Raw genomic sequence first — 19,930 nt, 5'->3', positions numbered from 1 at the left:
GATTTGATTTAAACGACCGAACGGGAAGTGGCTTTAGTGGCCGACTTCCCGTTCGTGTATAGTTACTGTTTTAGTCTCTTCTTTCTACTTCTTACGACTAGTCGGTAAGGACTTGCGGCAGTTGTACAACAAGATTATAATTCCTAAAAGTAATACGATTAGTCCACCATAAGCAATCCGTTCCGTGATATGTAAACTTTCAGGGTCGAAAGTCATTGTTATGGTGTGTTTCCCGGCAGGAACACTGATGGCTCTCAATATGTAATTGGCACGGGCAATCTCTACCGGCTGACCGTCAATGGTGGCTTTCCATCCCGGGTAATAGACTTCAGAAAATACGACGATTCCAGCTTGTGGCGATTGACTTTGATACACCAGCTTGTTAGGTGCATAACTGGTAAGCATAATGCTTGATGTTGAATCTTTAAATGCTGTTTGAACGCCATTTAAACATTGTTTAAATCGTGAATCAACTACGGCTGTCTGCGTAGGTTGTATGGAATCCAAAGCGTTCATTTCTTCGTTGGCGTTAGCTACATACCGTATTTCGTTTACAAACCAGGCATTGCCATAGGCGTAAGGATTCAGCAACGGTGCTGTCTTGCCTTGTGAAACGGGGAATATGAAATATTTAGTATTGAGCATGTTCAACACACGGAATGCATTGGCATTTACGCTATCCATATTTCCTTGTGCATTGGCTATCGCACTGTAAGTGGCTTGCATCTCTTTGCCAATGTGATGATCAATCATTTCTTGGTAGCGTCTCAGTTTGGCTGCATGGTACCCGCCAACACTCTTATGCCAATAAGCTGTATTATTCTCGTTGAATGTGTTGGTTGCAAAATTAAGTACACGATAATTCAAGGCACTATCTTGCAGAATGATTTTGTCTGTTTCTGTCTGCTGGAAACTTTCTGTTTGCTGACTGGCGGGAACAAACTGTTCATCGTTCAGGTAACGCTTGTTCACAATCCACATATCTCCCAAGCAGAGAACCGCTATTGCCAATATAGTCATAGTGGGTTTGAGCTTTTTGGCATTGTATGCCAAGAGTAAAGCCGTACCTATTATAATGATGAAGAAACTTCTCCATGCGTCTGATGTCAGTAAGTAAACGCGTATTTCTTCCAAGTTTGCTAGGATGGGTGAAAGCTGATCTCCGGGAATGCCTTGTTTCAGGGCTTCCATTTCCTGTGTCGGGATAAAGTTGCTGAAGAACAATCGAGGAGCCAGAGCGAACAGCAGGCTGAACCCGGCTGTGATGCCAAAGCTGATATATAGGTATTTGATTTTTTCTTTTAGTAATTCAGGCTTATCAAATAGTTGCTTTAAAGCCAAGATGGCTAGTAAAGGAATGGTGAATTCGGCAATAACCAGAGCGGAAGAAACAGCTCTGAATTTGCTGTACATAGGCACATAGTCAATAAAGAAGTCTGTAAAGCCCATGAAATTATGTCCCCACGAGAGTAAAATGGATAAAAGAGTAGCACCTCCCAATGCCCATTTAAGCGGACCGTCAACGATAAATAGTCCTAGAATAAATAAGAGCACAACAAAGGCACCTACGTAAACCGGACCGGCAGTCATAGGCTGATCGCCAAAATATTGAGTAAGCTGTGAGTAAATGCTGCCATACATTGGATTAGCCTTTTCCATTGCTTTTTCATTTTGCACAATGGGAACAGACGCTCCTCCTTTAATATTGGGAATCATTAATGAAAAAGTCTCTCCAATTCCGTAGCTCCATTGTGTAATGTAATTACGGTCTAATCCACTACTGGTTTGTTGGGCACTGTTTGTTTCGCTCTTTAGTTCACTTTTTCCACGCATGGTCTCCTTACTATACTCATAAGTATGGTATAAATTAGAGAGATTGACAGAGATGCCCACAATTGCAGCTACAATGAGAATGCCGCTGGCCTTGAAGAAATGAGGAAGTTCTTTGTTCCTCCAGGCATCTTCAAAAAAGGCACCGGCTATGAGCAATATGACAAACAGGAAGTAGTAGCTCATCTGCACGTGGTTTGAAAGGACCTGAAGAGCCAGGAATAAAGCTGTAAGTACTCCTCCCAATAGATATTTCTTTCTGTATGTAAGTACAATTCCTGCAATTGTTGGCGGAATGTATGCCAAAGTGATAAACTTCCAGATATGTCCGGCTGATATCAGTATAAAGAAATAGGAAGAAAAAGCCCAGATAATGCCTCCTAATGCCGAAAGCCATGCCGAAACGCCCATGCATCTAAGCAGAATGTAGAATCCCAGCATCATAATAAAGGTTAGCCATACGTAGCTTGGCAAGAATAAATGGTATGCTTTTTCGGCTACTTTCAGTGTGTCTGTTGAGTCGTAACTAGGAGCCATCTGATAGGTTGGCATGCCACCGAATATAGAGTTTGTCCAACGAGTACGCTCACCGGTACGTTCGTAATACTCTTTGGCTTCCTGTCCGGCTCCAGCTCCGGCGGCAGTATCATGTTGAAACAAGATACGATCTTCCGTTACTGCCGGGAAGAAGTAAACAAACGAAATGACTACAAAAGCTAAGATGGCGATTAAATCAGGGAGGAACTTTTTCATTTGTGTTTAGTATTATAAAGAGCGGTTTGTTGCCTTTGCAAAGGCAACAAACCGCTCTTCGGTTTCAGATTAATATCTGTAATGATCGGCTTTGAAAGGTCCTTCGGCCGATACTCCGATGTAAGCAGCTTGCTCTGGTGTAAGCTTAGTTAGCTTCACTCCAATCTTTTCAAGGTGTAAACGAGCTACTTCCTCATCCAAATGTTTTGGCAATCTGTATACATCAATGGCATATTCTTTATTGAATAACTCGATTTGCGCCAAAGTTTGGTTAGTGAAAGAGTTGCTCATTACGAATGAGGGGTGCCCAGTGGCACAACCTAAGTTTACCAAACGGCCATCGGCCAGCAGAATAATGCTGTGTCCGTCGGGGAAGAAGTAACGGTCAACTTGAGGTTTGATGTTTACCTGTTTGATGCCGTTGTACTTTTTCAAGGCGTCAACCTGAATTTCGTTATCGAAATGGCCAATGTTACAAACGATTGACTGATCTTTCATCTGCTCCATGTGGTCAATACGTATAATATCAATGTTACCGGTTGTGGTCACAAAAATATTGCCTTCTTTGCAAGCCTCTTCCATGGTTACCACTTCAAAACCTTCCATTGCAGCCTGTAAAGCACAAATTGGATCAATCTCTGTTACGAGAACACGAGCACCGTATGAACGCATAGAGTGTGCGCAGCCTTTTCCTACGTCACCATATCCGCAAACCACCACTACTTTACCGGCAATCATTACGTCTGTTGCCCGTTTAATACCGTCGGCCAATGATTCACGACAACCATAGAGATTATCGAATTTTGATTTGGTAACCGAATCATTTACGTTGAAAGCAGGGAAAAGCAATTTGCCTTCCTCTTTCATCTGATACAGGCGATGAACTCCGGTCGTGGTTTCTTCTGAAACGCCTTTAACCTCTTTTGCTACGCGATGCCAGCGATCGTTGTCCTGAGCCAATACTTGTTTTAAGATGGCATTCAGTTCAATTTCATCCTCGGCATGAACTTCTTTGTCAAGAATGGCAGCATTGCTTTCAGCTTCGTATCCCACATGAATCATCATGGTTGCGTCGCCTCCGTCGTCAACAATTACATTGGGTCCCTTGCCACCTTCGAAGCTCAAAGCCTGAAGTGTGCACCACCAATAGTCGGCGAGTGTTTCACCTTTCCAGGCGAAAACAGGAACTCCGGCAGCAGCTATGGCAGCCGCAGCGTGGTCTTGTGTAGAATATATATTACATGAACACCAACGTACCTCTGCTCCTAATGATACTAATGTTTCGATGAGCACAGCCGTTTGTATGGTCATGTGAAGTGATCCCATAATACGGGCACCTTTTAATGGTTTTGATTCTCCATACTTTTCGCGAAGAGCCATCAGGCCGGGCATTTCCTTTTCTGCCAAATCGATTTCCTTGCGACCGAAGTCAGCAAGCGTTATGTCTGCCACTTTGTAGGGCAGGGTAGAGAATAATTCTAAAGACATAATTAAAAATTGTTTTAATAATAACTGGTACAAAGATAGAACATTCTAGTCGTCTCAACAAAAAGCCACTATACTTTTTATAATTTATAACTTCCGGAGATAGTTGATAAATCTGTATGAAAGTTGTATATTTGTGATGGTGTGATTGAATTAGTTCACTTGTAACAAAGAAAAAAATAAATAGGAATGGAAGTGTGCCCCGATGTCAGGGAGAAAGAACTTGTTGATAAAGTTACATTTCTTCAAAATAAGGTAGAAAGCCTGAACGAGGAACTGTCTCATCTTAAGAAGAAACTGTTGTGCTCTCATTTTCAGTGCCAGTTTCATGCAAATGATGTCTTTTCGACTTCTGTAGAAGCTGTGGTTGAGCAAAATAAAACGATGTTTAATTTGCTCAATAATATTCCCTTTAGCTGTTTTGTTAAGGACCCGGCAAATAATTTCAAATATATATATTGCAACGAAGCTTTTAGTGTACTGGCAAAAGTTAAGGTTAATGATATTATTGGTAAAAATGACTATGAAATATTCCTTGGTAAAACGGATATAAACCGATTTCGCGAAGATGACTATTATGTTTTGCAACACAATCTGCTGGAGTATCAGGAAGAATGTAAAATGCCCGACGGTTCCATAAAACTGATCAAAACATTAAAAAAAACAATACCATCGGGTACTGGTAGTGTTTTAATAATGGGTATGAGTTGGGATGTTACCGATGCGTATAAAACACAAAAAGAGTTGGAGGAGGCACGATGCAAGGCTCAGGTTGCCGACAAATTGAAGAATTCTTTTTTAGCAAATATGAATCATGAAATTCGTACGCCACTGAATGCGATTGTTGGCTTTTCCAAATTGGTAGCCGACGCTTCGGAGAAGTCCGACCGAGATGAGTATGCACGTATCATTGAATTTAATTCGGGGTTATTGCTTTCTATGTTTGATGAGGTGCTCGACTTATCAGCACTTGAATCCGGAACGCTTACTTTGCAATGCCAGGCGGTTAAGCTCAGTGACTTATGCCGGCATTTATTTGAAAAGTATGTATTGATGACTAATTCCGGTGTGAAGCTTGTGCTAGATAACGTTGATGAGTCATTGATTGTGATGAATGATTGGAGCCGTATATCTCAGGTTTTAGCCAGTTTGTTAAACAATGCCGTTAAATTTACCTCTGCCGGATCTATTCATTTTGGTTTCACGACGCATCACAATATCATTAAGTTTTATGTGAAAGACACCGGAATAGGTATTCCGACTCATTTGGTAGCTACCATTTTTAAAAGTTTTGAGAAAGTGGATCCTTTTATTCAAGGCTCCGGACTTGGTTTAACTCTTTGTAGATTGTTAGTCCAAAAAATGGGAGGACAGATATGGGTACGTTCCAAAGAGAACGAAGGTTCTATTTTTTATTTTACTCTGCCTGTTACTGAATAGATAAAAAATGGGGCTCATCTTTACGATAGCCCCATTTGCACGTTATATAATCTCAATGCCTTGCTTTTTGCAAAGTTCCACGCCTAACTCTTTTAGTTTGAACTTTTGTATTTTTCCACTACCCGTCATCGGGAAGCTGTTTACAAAGAAGATGTATTTAGGGATTTTATATCTCGAAATTTTGTTTCTGCAAAAATCGCGAACGTCGGCATCTGTAATCTGGGCCCCTTCTTGCAGAATGATGAATGCCCCAACCGCTTCTCCGTATTTGGGTGAAGGAATGCCGGCTACCTGAACATCCTTTATGCCTTTCAACTTATAAAGGAATTCCTCAATTTCTCTTGGATAGATGTTTTCTCCTCCTCGAATAATCATGTCTTTGATTCTTCCCGTGATGCGGTAATTTCCGTTTTCATCTTTTGTACCAAGATCTCCCGAATGCAGAAAGCCGTTCTTGTCAATAACCGAAGCTGTAGCTTCCGGGTTTTTATAATAACCTTTCATATTGTTATATCCGCGGTTGCACATTTCACCTTGTACGCCTACAGGACATTCTTGGCCTGTTTCGGGATCTAGCACTTTGACCTCAGTGAATTCAAAGTCGCGACCTACCGTGTGGCATCTGACTTCAAAGTCATCATCAATACGTGTTGCCGTCATTCCCGGCGAAGTTTCTGTGAGTCCATAAACGCTGGTTACTCTCATAAACATCTTTTCCTGCACCTGTTTCATTAATTCAACCGGGCAAAGAGACCCGGCCATGATTCCGGTTCGCAAACTTGATAGGTCAAATAGGTCAAACATGGGGTGATGTAGCTCGGCTATAAACATGGTGGGTACGCCATAGACTGCGGTACACCTTTCTTTGTGAATAGAAGCTAGTACCAAGAGCGGATCGAACCGTTCCACCATAACCTGTGTGCACCCGTGCGTGAGGCAATTCATGGTGGCCAATACCACTCCGAAACAATGGAAAAGAGGAACACAGCAGCAGAGTTTGTCTTCAGAAGTAAACTCCATGTGTTCTCCTGTAAGATAGCCGTTGTTTGCAATGTTATGGTGTGATAACATAACCCCTTTGGGAAAACCTGTGGTACCCGATGTGTACTGCATATTGACCACATCGTGACAGTCGACCTGTTCTTTGAGCTTGGTTAGTTCGCTGTTGTCGACCATACTGCCCAACAATAATAACTCCGGCGTGTTGTACATGCCTCTGTGTTTTTCCTGCCCAATGTATACAACGTTTTTCATGAAAGGAAAACGGCTGCTGCTGAGATGTCCTCTTTCGCAGGTTTTCAGTTCGGGCAACATCTGATAAGTCATTTGCACGAAATCACTGTCTTTTTCTCCGTTGACAATACAAAGCGTGTGCATATCCGAGTTCTCGCACAGATACTCCAGCTCGGCTTGCTTGTAGTTGGTGTTAACGGTAACATAAACCGCACCGATTTTGGCGCATGCATATAATAAGGTGAGCCAGTCGGGCACATTAGCCGCCCATATGCCTACGTGACTATTTCGTTCCACTCCAATGGCTATGAGCCCTTTGGCCATATCATCTACACGCTTGTTAAACTCTCGCCACGTAAAGCGTAAGTTTCTGTCAGAGTACACGATGTACTCTTTGTCAGGGGTCGTTTCTGCCCAATGTTCCAGCCATTGCCCCAAAGTTCTATTTGATAATTGCATACTAACTTTCTGTTTTTTATACCGGGGTATAGATGACTGCGAGGATTCGGGCTGCCTGGCCTTCAAAGGCATGAACGTGGTGAGGAACGATGGAGTCGTAGTAGATACTGTCACCTTCCTCGAGTATATACGTATATTTTCCGTAACTTATTTCCAGAGTGCCTTCCATGACCATGATGAACTCCTCACCTTCGTGTGAGGAAAGAATAAAATCGCTGTCTTTTGTCGGCGCAATATCTATCATGAAAGGTTCCATGTGCCTGTCCGCTTTTGATTTTGACAAAGAACGGTACTCCATGTGTCTGCGTGAATGTATGGCGTTATTTGAAAAGCTAATGGTCTCCTTTGCTTCTTTTTTTCGGCAGATAACGGGACCCGTTTCGTCCTGATCATCCAGGAAAGTACCTAGTCGCACTCCTAGCACGCGGGCCAATTTGATAAGGGGAGCCAATGAAGGAATATCTACATTATTTTCAATACGTTCTATCTGTTCCACTGCCAGTCCGGAACGTTCGGCCAATTCTTCCATGCTGATTGAAAGACTTTCACGAAGAGTTCTGATTTTTTCTCCTACAATTTTCGTTGTATCCATGTTGACTGTATTTTCCATGTCTTGATTCCTTCCTTATTATAATTGATTTGCGGCAAAAATAACTAATTATTTATTGCACCGCAATTTTTGATGAATAAAATGCATTTTGATGCGCGTTTTACTTTCTAACTGTTACTTCATGTATATGCCTCACTTTTCTCTTTATAAATGTTAAAGATGATATTTTGCTTTTAGTTATGAACTATAGTTCATTATATTTGCTGAAAATTCTTAATTAAATAAATATGCCAAGACCAAAGTCAGTTAGGAAGATTGCAGGTGTACCTACCATTTCGGGTTTTAAACCCTACGGGCTATCAGGCTCAGTGAAAAGGAGTGAAGCTGTCTTTTTGTTGTATGAAGAGTATGAAGCATTGCGACTTTGTGATTACGAAAAATATAATCAGCAAGATGCTGCACTTTTTATGGGAGTTTCAAGACCTACATTAACTCGTATCTGCATGTCGGCTCGTGAGAAGATTGCGATGGCGATGGTCGAAGGGAGAAAGATTATCATTGAGGGGGGAAAAGTTGAACTAGATAATGAATGGATGTACTGCTCTTCTTGTGGTTGTTATTTTGTGCGTAATGAAGGTACTGAAACGATATTGGGTTGCGCGTTATGCGGATCACCAAATATAAAGCCGTTCTCGAGTGAAGAGATGACTCTACAGGTAGAAGGCGGAACAAGGCATTTGTATTGTGGAAGAGGTAAATGCAGAGGGAGAAGACGACAGAGATGTGGTGGTAATGAAGATATTTTTTAAATAATATATAATTATGAAAGTAGCTATAACTAGTACAGGTGATTCATTAGACAGTGCGATGGATCCTCGCTTTGGAAGATGTGCTTTTTTTGCATTGTATGATACGGAGACCAAGAAAGTTGAATTTATATTGAACACGGCCAAGACCGCAGAAGAAGGAGCTGGTCCGGCTGCCGTGCAAATAGTAGCTCCTCATCAAGTCGTGAAGATTGTATCGGGTGATTTTGGAGTTAAGATTAAGTCGCTTTTGACTGATCTTAAGATTCAGATGATAGTGATGAAGCAGGAAAAAACGATTAAAGAGATTATTGATTTGCTGAATCAACAAGTATAGTACTGATATATAATTGGATAGAAAAATGAATAAAAAAATTGCGATCCCCACAGAAGGGGGGAAATTATGTGCTCACTTTGGTCATTGTGAATCATTTTATATGGCAACCATTCAAGAAGGTTTAATTGTTGAAGAAACAATGGTTACACCACCGGCGCATGAACCCGGATTGTATCCGGCATGGGTTGGTCAACAGGGCGTTGGAACAGTAATAGCAGGAGGTATGGGTGAAAAGGCTAAAGAACTGTTCCGTCAAGAGAATATTCAGGTTTTTGTAGGTGCAGATGCTAAAACTCCTAGGGAATTGGTTGAAGACTTTTTAAAGAATTCGCTAGTTACGGGAGAGAATAGCTGTAATCACGATCATTAATGAAGATTGCAGTTGCTAGTGGTAAGGGTGGAACAGGAAAAACGTTTGTTGCGGTTAACTTGTTTCATTCTTTAAAAAATAAAGGTAAGTGTGTAGCGTTGGCTGACTGTGATGTTGAGGTCCCTAATGCTTTGGCTTTCTTTGAAGCTGATTTGTGTAATGAAATAGAAGTTACTGAATTCAGGCCTATTATTCATAACGATCAATGTGTCTTTTGTGGAAAATGTGTGGAATATTGTGAATATCATGCTATTTTTTATATGCCTTCTTCTCGCTACATCAGGTTGCTCAATGATTTATGTCATGGATGTGCTGCATGCAGCGTTGCTTGTGAGTCGGGTGCAATTGAAAATTCAAGTACTGTAGTCGGGACTGTCTCTTCTTATAAGTATCAGAATAGTGTTTGTTTAGCAGAGGGAAGAATGACAACCGGGCATCCTTCACCGGTTCCGCTCATTAAAGCAACCATGAAGAATGCATTTCAAGATCAATCTGAATATGAACTTTATGATTCGCCTCCCGGTACATCTTGTCCTTTTATTCAAACGGTTGCAAAATCTGATTTTGTTATTTTGGTAACAGAACCAACTCCTTTTGGACTGAGCGATTTGAAACAAGCTATTGATACTCTTCTGACAATGGGTAAAGCCTTTGGAGTTGTTATTAATCGAGCTGGTTTGGGCGATAGGGAGGTTTATGATTATTTAGAAAGGAATGGTTATACTTTGTTGGCTGAGATTCCTTTTGAGGAAGAGATAGCCCGTTTGTATTCCGAAGGAAAAGTTGTATCTGAACATCACGAAGGTGCTAATAGAGTATTTCACAGTCTTGCCGATAAATTGATAGCATATGGAAATAGCAGTAATTAGTGGAAAAGGAGGGACCGGAAAGTCAAGTATAAGTGCAGCATTTATGTCATTGGTGTCAAATGTGATGGCGGTGGATTGTGATGTTGATGCCTCAAACTTGTATTTACTGTTTCATCCTTTTCATGATAAGGAACTTGTGTTTGTTTCCGGTAAGCATGCAAAAGTCGATAATGAAGTCTGCATTGGCTGTGGGCGATGTGAAGAGTTATGTCGTTTTGATGCTATAGAAATGACACAGGGTAAAGCCGTTATTGATGAAATTAGTTGTGATGGTTGTGCGTTATGTTACCGGATTTGCCCCGTAGACGCGATAACTATGATTCCTGTTGATAAAAGCCGAATGTATATAGGTACTTTTCGTCATGGAAATATGGTATACGGTCGTTTGGCTCCCGGCGAGGAAAATTCCGGTAAAATGGTGAATCAAATTCGGGAGATCAGTAAGAATATAGCGAAGGAGAAACTTTGTCCCGTAACAATACTAGATGGACCTCCCGGAATTGGTTGCCCTGTTCTGTCAACAATAACAGGAGTTGATAAGGTTGTTATTGTAACTGAACCCACTTTGTCGGGATTCTCAGACTTAAAGCGCGCGGTAGAGTTAGTTCGGCAGTATTCACTTCCTACGTATGTGATTATTAATAAGTGTACTCTGAATCAAACAGTTGCACGACAAGTGGAAGATTGGTGTGCAGAAAAAAATGTACCGGTAGTTGCACTATTGCCTTTTTCCCCTGAAATGGTTGAGGCTTTGGTTGAGGGAAAAACAATTGTGGAGTATCGTCCTCAGTCTGATATGACAAACTTGCTTAAGAAGGCTCTTTCGGAGATACTTTTTTAAAATATAATTTGTGTTTTAGTGTTTTTTGCTTGTTTCTTTTGAATATCCTCCAGACTGAAAAATGATTTTTTTTGTCTGGAGGATTTATCTCCAGTATTGATTAATATTTATGAATGAGAATATAAAAATAGGTAGCTATCCTTTTATTGTAGAGGATTTTCACGCGGATTATACGGGCAAGCTGTCTTTTAGTGTGTTAGGTAATCACCTTCTGAACTGCTCTAATTTGCATGCCCGACAGTTTGGATTCGGCATGGGGCACTACAATCAGGAGGCATATACATGGGTTATTTCAAGATTAGTGATTCAATTAGAGGAGCCCCTTTATAAAAACGAGCCTTTTACTTTGCACACATGGGTTAGTAAGGTTTACCATTATTTTATTAATAGGGAGTATACTTTGATTAATAGCGATAACCGATTGGTTGGAAAAGCCCATGCCGTTTGGGCTTTAATTCATGAAGCCGATCGTACTCCGGTTAATCTGAATCGTTTTTTTGATCGAATTATTACTGATTCTGTTTGCGATGAAATCCATGCGCTTTCTACATCGAAAGAACGTTTTAAATTAAAAGAAACGATTCCTTGTTTTGAACATAAAGTGACCTATGGCGACTTAGACATCAATGGTCATGTTAATAGCATAAAGTATATAGAATGTATACTTAACTCTTTTTCGTTGGATGTTTATAATCACGGCGGATTATATAAGCTGGAAATTGCTTACGTTGAGGAAACTTCTTATGGAGATCGTCTTCTCTTATATAAGGAAGACATGGGCTGTAATTCTTTTTATGTTGAAATAAGGAAAGATACAGATGAAATAGTTTGCCGGTGCAAGCTATTCTTTAAATGATTCTGTTTTATAGTTTATCATGTTTGATAATTTATTTAAGAAAAATAGATCTCAGGAATATAAATACGGATTTCAAACGGATGTAGACACTTCTGTTTTAAAGGAGGGTTTGAGCGAAGAAACCCTATATTATATTTCTTCACGCAAGCAGGAGCCTTCGTGGATGCTTGAATTTAGACTGGAAGCATATCGATATTGGAAAACGTTGTCAATGCCTCAATGGGGAAATTTGCACATTCCTGATATTGATTTTCAGTCAATAAGCTATTATGCAGAACCTTGCCCTTCATCCGCTAATGATAACCAGAGTGCTTTTGATGCTCAACTGATTGATACATTTGATAAATTGGGTGTACCGCTTTCTGCCGGCCAATCTACCGGAGTGGCAGTGGAAGCAATTATGGATTCTGTATCAGTGAAAACCACTTTTAGTGAAGTCTTAAAAAGTAAAGGAATTCTTTTTTGCTCTATTAGCGAAGCGGTGAAGCTTTATCCTGAGCTGGTGAGGCAATACCTTGGAAGTGTGATTTCTTATAAAGATAATTTTTTTGCTGCGCTTAATACTGCCGTTTTTACTGAAGGATCTTTTGTTTTTATTCCTCGTGGAGTGAGGTGTCCAATGGAGCTTTCTGCTTATTTCCGTATCAACAGCGGTGAAACCGGACAGTTCTCAAGGACCTTGATTATAGCAGAAGATGATAGTTATCTTTCTTATTTGGAAGGATGTACTGCACCCGTACGAACCAAGTGCCAACTGAATGCCGCTGTAGTTGAAGTTGTGGTGATGAATCGTGCAGAGGTAAAATTCAGTACCATTCAGAATTGGTATCCCGGTGATAAAAATGGAATAGGCGGGATATATAATCTGGTGACTAAAAGAGGTCTTTGCTTGGGTGAGCATAGTCGTTTGTCATGGACTCAGGTGGAAACTGGCTCTGCTATTACTTCGAAATACCCTTCTTGCTTGCTAATGGGCGATTATTCTTCGGCTGAGTTTTATTCAGTAGCAGTGACGAATAATCATCAACAGGCTGATACCGGAGCTAAAATGTTGCACTATGGTAAACATACTAGTAGCCGTGTAGTCAGTAAAGGTATCTCATCAGGTGAGAGTCAGAATACATATCGCGGCTTAATTTATGTTGACCCAAAGGCCGATTACTCGCGTAACTATAGTCAGTGTGACAGCTTGCTAATTGGTTCTTCTTGTGGAGCACATACTTTTCCTTGTATTGAGAATAGAAATGACTCTTCAACCGTTGAACATGAAGCTACTACTTCAAAAATCAGTGAGGAGCAGATTTTTTATTGTAATCAACGAGGCATACCTACAGAGACGGCTGTTGGACTTATTGTGAACGGGTATGTGCGTGACGTAATAGAAAAACTACCTCTGGAATATGCGGTTGAGGCTCAAAAGCTTTTGGAATTATCTTTAGACAGTAGTGTTGGATGAAAAAATAATAAATTTTAAATAGGATGTTTGGAAGAAGATTACGTATGTTTAGAAATTTGGGTGCCGGTCGTGGCCGTAACCAAATGAATCATGTTCAATCATGTGTTTGTCCGGTATGTGGTTATAGTGTTCAACATGAAAGAGGAGTTCCTTGTCGTTCGCTATTATGCCCAAAATGCAATGTGCCTTTAGTGCCTGATGATTTAGTGGAAGCTACCATTTTAGGTTCGGGTTATAGCAAAGATTCTTCTGTTTTACCGCGTAGAGGGGTGTCGGCTTTTCCGGTTGTGAACAAAGATTTGTGCACGGGTTGTGGTACTTGTGTAGATATTTGTCCCAAAGGTGCTATTGATATAATTGATGGAGTTGCAGTTATTGATAACAGTAAGTGCAAGAAATGCAGACTATGTATTCAGGCTTGTCCCATGGATGCAATTTCATAACTAGGTAATTTATATTATATATGAAAGTTTTTGATAAAACCCCTTTAGAAGGGGTGAAACATACAATTGTTGTTGCTTCCGGTAAAGGAGGCGTAGGAAAATCTACTGTTTCTGCTAATTTGGCAATGACTTTGGCCGATAAAGGCTATAAAGTCGCTTTGGTTGATGCTGATATCTATGGACCGTCTATTCCCAAAATCTTTGATGTAGAGAATGAACGTCCTTGTTTATCTGTCAAAGCAGATAAAGATGGGATGATGGACCCCATACAAAAATATGGAGTGAAGATTAATTCTTTAGGTTTTTTTGCTGATAAGGGAAAATCAATTGTCTGGCGAGGTCCTATGGCCTCTAATGCAATTACTCAGTTGTTTACTCAGACCTATTGGGACGATATTGATTATATGATTATTGATTTTCCTCCGGGTACGGGTGATATTCAGATTACTGCTGTGCAGAAATTTGAAATTGATGGTGCTATAGTGGTAACTACCCCTCAGGAGTTATCGTTAAATGACGCACGTAAAGGAACCGAGATGTTAACTAACGAAAATATCCATATTCCACTGATAGGAGTTGTTGAAAATATGTCTTGGTTTACCCCGTTACAACATCCTGATGAGAAGTATTTTATTTTTGGAAAGAACGGTGGGCAAACTTTAGCTGATGAATTCAGTGTTCCTTTGTTGGCCCAGATTCCTTTAATAAAAGAAGTTGGAGAGTTGGCTGAACAAGGGAAGGCTTTTTCTGCTCTTGATAATAAAGATTTAAAACTTGTTTTTGAACAATTGGCTGAGGTGGTAGTAGCTTTTTGTGAGGAGAAAAAATAATATAGGAAGGTTATGATGAAACGAATTATAATTGGTGTATTGTTTTTAGGGGCGGTAGGACTTGCTTATTCTTTGGCCCGGAATGATAACAATAATATTGAAAATACGACGATTAGAAAAAGAGGTTGTTTCTTTGATTCTAATCATAATGGTATTTGTGATAATTACGAAAAACGCACTTGCAGGAAAGCTGATTTTAATGAAAAAGATCCTAAAAGGAAAGCTGATCGTTGCGATGGTTCAGGCTATTCTTTAAATCAAAAGAGGCAGCTTAGAAGAGACAAAAGTTCTAATAATGATTAAAGGAATAGTTTTTTAGGATAGTTTTTATGGAAGAAAGAATTGATAGGGCTGTTGAATTGTTTAAAAGCGGATACAACTGTTCGCAGTCTGTTGTAACAGCTTTTGCTGACTTATATGATTTGACAGAAGAGCAAGCATTGCGAATTTCAGCTTCTTTTGGTGCCGGAATTGGGCGTATGCGTGAAACATGCGGTGCAGCCTGCGGAATGTTTATACTGGCGGGTTTGCAAACGGGAAGTGTAGTCCCCGATGCAAAAGCGAAAGGAGCCAATTATAAACTAGTGCAGGACCTGGCGCAAGTTTTTGTAGCGAGAAATGGCTCCTTGAATTGTGGTGAATTATTGGGCCTGAAGAAAAATCACCCCATATCTTCAATGCCTGAAGAACGTACTGCAACGTATTATAAAAAAAGACCTTGTGTCAAAATGGTTGAGGAGGCAGCTCGTATTTGGGTGGAATATTTAGAAGAACAAAAATTAATTGATCATGCTTGATCTTACGGTTTTGATTGATAATAATGCAGCCTTTCTTGATAAAGAATTGCTGACGGAACATGGACTGTCTTTTTATTTTAAAGTTGACGGTTTAGCCTGTTTATATGATTTGGGGGCTTCTGACAAATGGCTCAATAATGCTAATAAATTGGGTATTCATGCCGAAGAGGTTGATCACCTGATTTTATCTCACGGACATAAAGATCATACTGGTGGATTAAGCACTTTCTTGCAAGTAAATAAATCTGCAAAGATTTTTGTCTCTGATAAGGCCTTTAAGTATAAGTATCTGACTTACAGGCATGAGAAGCCCAGAGATATTAGCTCGGACAGTTCTTTATTTGCAAAATATGCCGATCGCTTTGTACTGCTAACAGAAGATTGTCTTTTGTCGCCCCACGTTTATTTAATACATAATCGTGTTTTTGAACATCGCTTGCCTGTTGGCAATCAATTCCTGAGAATTGTAGCCGATGGACAGGAAAAGCCTTATATACCTAATGATGAAGTAGCTTTAGTTATCCGTATAGATGATGGTATCGTAATACTTTCTGCATGTTCGCACAGCGGTGTGCTGAATATTATTCAGTCGAGTGTTGAAATAACCGGTTGTTCTAAGGTTCTGGCATTTGTTGGCGGTACTCATTTAGTAGATACTGATATGGAGGAGAAAGATGATGTTGCATCCATCGCCCGTGTCTTGGCGGATAAATATCCCGAAATGTGCCTTTATACAGGTCATTGCACCGGAAGTGCTGCTGTTGATGTTTTTTCAGAGGTCTTGCAGAACCGTTTTGCTTTGTTTCACAGCGGAATGCAGTTGAAGTTTTAAGCAGTTGATAACTGCTTAATGACTAGATATAAATAAAATCTATTTAGTGATAGATTTTATCTGTTTGACAACCAACCTTTTAAGCGTAGATTTGTTTCGATTTTATAACCAACTAATAATAAAGAAATAAATGATGGAAGAAATGAATGTCATGCCAAGAATTGGCGAACAAGCTCCCTCTTTTGAGGCAGTAACTACACAGGGTAAAATTAATTTCCCGGTAGATTATAGAGGTAAATGGGTCATTTTGTTTAGTCATCCGGCGGATTTTACACCGGTTTGTACCACAGAATTTATGACTTTTGGTAAAATGGCAGCTGAGTATGAAGCTTTGAATTGCCAGCTTGTGGGTTTATCTATTGATGGTTTATATAGCCACATTGCATGGCTAAGAACAATCAAAGATAAAATAGATTACAAGGGAATGAAAGATATTGAAATTAAATTTCCTTTGATTGAAGATGTTTCCATGCATGTGGCTAAACTATATGGAATGGTTCAGCCGGGCGAAAGTGAAACGCAAGCCGTACGGGCTGTTTTCTTTATTGACCCTAAAGGAATTATTAGAACTATTTTGTACTATCCGCTTTCATTGGGTCGTAACTTTGATGAGATAAAGCGTGTATTGATGGGATTGCAAACAGCAGACAACTTTGGAGTAGCGTTGCCGGCCGACTGGCGTCCGGGCGATGACGTGATTGTACCTACTGCCGGTTCTTGTGGTGTTGCCAAAGAGAGGATGGATAACAAAACCGGTGAGTTGATTTGTTATGACTGGTTCTTCTGTACTCGTAAACTTTCTAAAGAAGAGGTTGAAAGTAAATTAGGCAAGTAGTCTTTAGTTAGTGATTTTCAGTTGAAGTACTGATAGATGCTGTCTATGGCCAGATAGAAATTTTGAGTTGGTAACTACCTTTTGAAGCTCTATCTTTGTAGCACAGAAAAGAAATAAAAACAGTATAACAATATAAAAAACAAAAGATTATGAAGACTTTAAATTACATCAAATTAAACGAGAAAGAAGTAAGTAGTGTAGTTGCTTCATTGCAACAGTTGTTGGCCGATTTCCAGGTGTATTATACTAACCTGAGAGGATTCCACTGGAATATCAAAGGACATGGATTCTTTGTGCTTCACAGCAAGTTCGAAGAGTTGTATAACGATGCTGCCGAAAAGGTTGACGAGCTGGCCGAACGTGTGTTGATGTTGGGTGGTACGCCTGCCAATAAATTTAGCGAATATCTTAAAGTTGCCAAGGTAAAAGAGGTTGATGGAGTAAGCAATGCAGATGACGCTTTGAATAACATTCTGGAAACTTATTCTTACCTGATTGCTGAAGAAAGAAAACTGCTTTCTCTGGCTTCTGAAGTGAATGACGAGGTAACAGTCGCGTTGATGAGCGATTACCTCAAAGAACAAGAAAAGATGGTTTGGATGCTTGTTGCCTATAACAGCAAATAAGTATTGAACCCCCTGAAATAGAAAAGGCTGCCCGAAAAGGCAGCCTTTCATTTTTTTGCAGAAGCAAAAATTACTTTCTCAAACCGAGAGTTTTGATGATGGCACGGTATCTTTCGATATCTTTATCCATCAGGTAGTTAAGAAGTCTACGACGTTTACCTACCAACATTGTCAAAGCTCTTTCAGTGCTATAATCTTTTCTGTTGAGCTTAAGGTGCTCAGTCAGGTGAGAAATACGGTATGAAAACAAAGCTATCTGCGCCTCAGCTGAGCCAGTATCAGAGTTAGACTTTCCGTACTTTTCAAAGATTTCCTTTTTTTTAGCGGGATCTAAATACATAATTTTTTAGATTTTTGATATATAAATTATTCTTTGAGGCTGCAAAGATAGATATTATTTTTTATATCACAATGTTTTATAATTCAAATTTCGTAACTTTGCACCCAAATAATAGGTATTATATGCAAAATATTAGAAACATTGCAATTATTGCCCATGTCGATCATGGGAAAACAACGCTCGTTGACAAAATGCTTTTGGCCGGACACCTGTTCCGCGATAACCAGTCGAGCGGCGAATTAATTCTGGATAACAATGATCTGGAACGTGAAAGAGGTATTACGATTCTTTCTAAAAACGTTTCTATCAACTACAATGGGACAAAAATTAATATTATCGATACTCCGGGGCACAGTGATTTTGGTGGCGAAGTAGAACGTGTGTTAAATATGGCCGATGGTTGCATTCTACTGGTTGACGCTTTTGAAGGTCCTATGCCTCAAACGCGTTTCGTACTCCAAAAAGCTTTGCAAATAGGGTTGAAACCAATTGTTGTTATTAATAAGGTTGACAAACCCAATTGTCGTCCCGACGAAGTACATGAAATGGTGTTCGACCTCATGTTTAGCCTTGACGCTACTGAAGAACAGCTCGATTTTCCTACTATATACGGTTCTGCTAAGAATGGCTGGATGAGCACTGACTGGAAACAACCTGCAGAAACAATTATTCCTCTTCTTGATTGTATTATTGAAAACATACCGGCTCCGGTTCAATTGGAGGGAACTCCTCAAATGCTTATTACTTCTTTGGATTACTCTTCTTATACCGGTCGTATTGCGGTTGGACGTGTGCACAGAGGTGTGTTGAAAGAGGGTATGAATGTGTCTTTGGCAAAAAGAAATGGAAGTTTCGTTAAGTCGAAGATCAAAGAGGTTCATGTGTTCGAAGGTTTGGGCCGTGTGAAGACTACGGAAGTTCATTCGGGTGATATCTGTGCATTGATTGGTATTGAAGGATTCGATATTGGTGATACCATTTGTGATTTTGAAAATCCCGAAGCTTTGCCACCAATTGCAATTGATGAACCAACCATGAGTATGTTGTTCAGTATCAATGATTCTCCTTTCTTCGGTAAAGACGGTAAGTTTGTTACTTCACGTCACATTAACGACCGTTTGGAAAAAGAGTTGGATAAGAACTTGGCATTGCGTGTAACCAAGAGTGAGGAAGATGGAAAGTGGGTCGTTTTTGGTCGTGGTGTACTTCACTTGTCGGTATTGATAGAAACCATGCGTCGTGAAGGTTACGAATTGCAAGTAGGACAGCCTCAGGTGCTTTATAAAACCATTGATGGCAAAAAGTGCGAACCTATTGAGGAGCTGACTATCAATGTACCCGAAGAGTATTCGAGCAAGATTATCGACATGGTTACCCGCCGTAAAGGTGAGATGGTATCTATGGAAAATACAGGTGAGCGAATTAACTTGGAATTCAATATGCCTTCAAGAGGTATCATCGGTCTTCGTACCAATGTATTGACTGCTTCTGCCGGTGAGGCTATTATGGCACACCGCTTCAAAGAATATCAACCTTATAAAGGGGAAATTGAAAGACGTCTTAATGGTTCTATTGTTTCTATGGAAGCAGGAACAGCGTTTGCGTATGCTCTTGATAAATTGCAGGATCGCGGTCGTTTCTTTATTTTCCCGCAGGATGATGTGTATGCCGGACAGGTAGTGGGCGAGCATGCCAAAGATAATGATTTGGTAGTTAATGTAACTAAATCAAAGAAGCTGACTAACATGCGTGCGTCGGGTTCTGATGATAAAGCTCGTATTATTCCTCCCGTGCAGTTCTCTTTAGAGGAAGCTTTGGAATATATCAAGGAAGATGAATATGTAGAGGTTACTCCGAAATCAATGCGTATGCGTAAAATCATTTTGGATGAAAATGAACGTAAGCGTTCCAATAAATCTTAGTATTTGTTTTTTGTTTTAGT

At 40.0% G+C, this 19,930-nt stretch carries 21 protein-coding genes; 16 read left to right on the top strand and 5 right to left on the bottom strand.

Annotated features, from left to right (window positions below; genetic code table 11):
- Positions 1-84: 84 nt before the first annotated feature.
- Both C511_RS0100220 and ahcY read right to left on the bottom strand, forming a co-directional pair.
- The gene (locus tag C511_RS0100220; protein WP_027317621.1) at positions 85-2,583 is read right to left on the bottom strand and encodes a YfhO family protein; all 2,499 of its coding nucleotides are present in this window, start codon (positions 2,581-2,583) and stop codon (positions 85-87) included.
- A 69-nt stretch (positions 2,584-2,652) separates the two neighbouring features.
- Positions 2,653-4,071 carry an adenosylhomocysteinase gene (gene ahcY / locus C511_RS0100215; protein ID WP_024996051.1) on the bottom strand — a complete coding sequence of 473 codons (1,419 nt, stop codon included), beginning with the start codon at positions 4,069-4,071 and terminating at the stop codon, positions 2,653-2,655.
- A 186-nt stretch (positions 4,072-4,257) separates the two neighbouring features.
- On the opposite strand from ahcY, the gene C511_RS15895 reads away from it, so the two are divergent.
- The gene (locus tag C511_RS15895; RefSeq protein ID WP_051260417.1) at positions 4,258-5,508 is read left to right on the top strand and encodes a PAS domain-containing sensor histidine kinase; all 1,251 of its coding nucleotides are present in this window, start codon (positions 4,258-4,260) and stop codon (positions 5,506-5,508) included.
- A 42-nt stretch (positions 5,509-5,550) separates the two neighbouring features.
- On the opposite strand, the gene C511_RS0100205 is transcribed toward C511_RS15895, so the two are convergent.
- A complete protein-coding gene (locus tag C511_RS0100205) occupies positions 5,551-7,200 on the bottom strand; it encodes an AMP-binding protein (RefSeq protein ID WP_024996052.1) in 1,650 nt (549 codons plus the stop codon).
- A 16-nt stretch (positions 7,201-7,216) separates the two neighbouring features.
- The gene (locus tag C511_RS0100200; RefSeq protein ID WP_024996053.1) at positions 7,217-7,792 is read right to left on the bottom strand and encodes a helix-turn-helix domain-containing protein; all 576 of its coding nucleotides are present in this window, start codon (positions 7,790-7,792) and stop codon (positions 7,217-7,219) included.
- Positions 7,793-8,037: 245 nt separating this feature from the next.
- Here C511_RS0100200 and C511_RS15890 point away from each other — a divergent pair, with 245 nt between their 5' ends.
- The 14 genes from C511_RS15890 to C511_RS0100130 all read left to right on the top strand — a co-directional run bounded on the left by C511_RS15890 (position 8,038) and on the right by C511_RS0100130 (position 17,648).
- Complete coding sequence (locus tag C511_RS15890; RefSeq protein WP_051260416.1) at positions 8,038-8,559, top strand: DUF134 domain-containing protein; 522 nt, start codon at positions 8,038-8,040, stop codon at positions 8,557-8,559.
- Positions 8,560-8,572: 13 nt separating this feature from the next.
- Complete coding sequence (locus C511_RS15885) at positions 8,573-8,893, top strand: NifB/NifX family molybdenum-iron cluster-binding protein (RefSeq protein ID WP_024996054.1); 321 nt, start codon at positions 8,573-8,575, stop codon at positions 8,891-8,893.
- 25 nt (positions 8,894-8,918) lie between these two features.
- A complete protein-coding gene (locus tag C511_RS0100185) occupies positions 8,919-9,263 on the top strand; it encodes a NifB/NifX family molybdenum-iron cluster-binding protein (RefSeq protein ID WP_002562098.1) in 345 nt (114 codons plus the stop codon).
- Positions 9,263-10,132, top strand: coding sequence for a nucleotide-binding protein (locus tag C511_RS0100180; RefSeq protein WP_002562097.1), 870 nt, complete (start codon positions 9,263-9,265; stop codon positions 10,130-10,132). The genes C511_RS0100185 and C511_RS0100180 overlap by 1 nt, the downstream gene beginning before the upstream one ends.
- Positions 10,113-10,973, top strand: a complete 861-nt coding sequence (locus C511_RS0100175; protein ID WP_024996055.1) for an ATP-binding protein — start codon at positions 10,113-10,115, stop codon at positions 10,971-10,973. Before C511_RS0100180 ends, C511_RS0100175 begins: the two co-directional genes overlap by 20 nt.
- A 109-nt stretch (positions 10,974-11,082) precedes the next feature.
- Entirely contained in the window at positions 11,083-11,829 is a 747-nt protein-coding gene (locus C511_RS0100170; RefSeq protein WP_002562095.1) for an acyl-[acyl-carrier-protein] thioesterase, read from the top strand.
- Positions 11,830-11,848: 19 nt separating this feature from the next.
- A complete protein-coding gene (sufB, locus tag C511_RS0100165) occupies positions 11,849-13,285 on the top strand; it encodes a Fe-S cluster assembly protein SufB (protein WP_002562094.1) in 1,437 nt (478 codons plus the stop codon).
- Positions 13,286-13,308: 23 nt separating this feature from the next.
- On the top strand, positions 13,309-13,728 hold the full coding sequence (locus C511_RS15880; RefSeq protein ID WP_034781085.1) for a 4Fe-4S binding protein: 420 nt from the start codon (positions 13,309-13,311) through the stop codon (positions 13,726-13,728).
- 20 nt (positions 13,729-13,748) lie between these two features.
- On the top strand, positions 13,749-14,558 hold the full coding sequence (locus tag C511_RS15875) for an Mrp/NBP35 family ATP-binding protein (protein ID WP_024996057.1): 810 nt from the start codon (positions 13,749-13,751) through the stop codon (positions 14,556-14,558).
- 12 nt (positions 14,559-14,570) lie between these two features.
- Positions 14,571-14,861: a hypothetical protein gene (locus tag C511_RS0100150; protein WP_024996058.1), complete on the top strand. Its 291-nt coding sequence runs from the start codon at positions 14,571-14,573 to the stop codon at positions 14,859-14,861.
- A 26-nt stretch (positions 14,862-14,887) separates the two neighbouring features.
- Complete coding sequence (locus tag C511_RS0100145) at positions 14,888-15,355, top strand: C-GCAxxG-C-C family protein (RefSeq protein ID WP_002562090.1); 468 nt, start codon at positions 14,888-14,890, stop codon at positions 15,353-15,355.
- Positions 15,348-16,187: an MBL fold metallo-hydrolase gene (locus tag C511_RS0100140; protein ID WP_024996059.1), complete on the top strand. Its 840-nt coding sequence runs from the start codon at positions 15,348-15,350 to the stop codon at positions 16,185-16,187. The genes C511_RS0100145 and C511_RS0100140 overlap by 8 nt, the downstream gene beginning before the upstream one ends.
- Before the next feature lie 130 nt (positions 16,188-16,317).
- Entirely contained in the window at positions 16,318-17,022 is a 705-nt protein-coding gene (locus C511_RS0100135) for a peroxiredoxin (RefSeq protein ID WP_027317620.1), read from the top strand.
- 149 nt (positions 17,023-17,171) lie between these two features.
- Complete coding sequence (locus tag C511_RS0100130) at positions 17,172-17,648, top strand: Dps family protein (RefSeq protein ID WP_024996061.1); 477 nt, start codon at positions 17,172-17,174, stop codon at positions 17,646-17,648.
- 70 nt (positions 17,649-17,718) lie between these two features.
- On the opposite strand, the gene rpsO is transcribed toward C511_RS0100130, so the two are convergent.
- A complete protein-coding gene (gene rpsO / locus C511_RS0100125) occupies positions 17,719-17,988 on the bottom strand; it encodes a 30S ribosomal protein S15 (RefSeq protein WP_024996062.1) in 270 nt (89 codons plus the stop codon).
- A 122-nt stretch (positions 17,989-18,110) separates the two neighbouring features.
- On the opposite strand from rpsO, the gene typA reads away from it, so the two are divergent.
- A complete protein-coding gene (gene typA, locus C511_RS0100120) occupies positions 18,111-19,910 on the top strand; it encodes a translational GTPase TypA (protein WP_024996063.1) in 1,800 nt (599 codons plus the stop codon).
- The last annotated feature ends 20 nt before the right edge of the window (positions 19,911-19,930 follow it).

The organism is Bacteroides graminisolvens DSM 19988 = JCM 15093 (assembly GCF_000428125.1).
GTDB classification, from domain to species: Bacteria; Bacteroidota; Bacteroidia; order Bacteroidales; family Bacteroidaceae; genus Bacteroides; species Bacteroides graminisolvens.
This window is presented reverse-complemented; position numbering and strand designations above follow the sequence as displayed.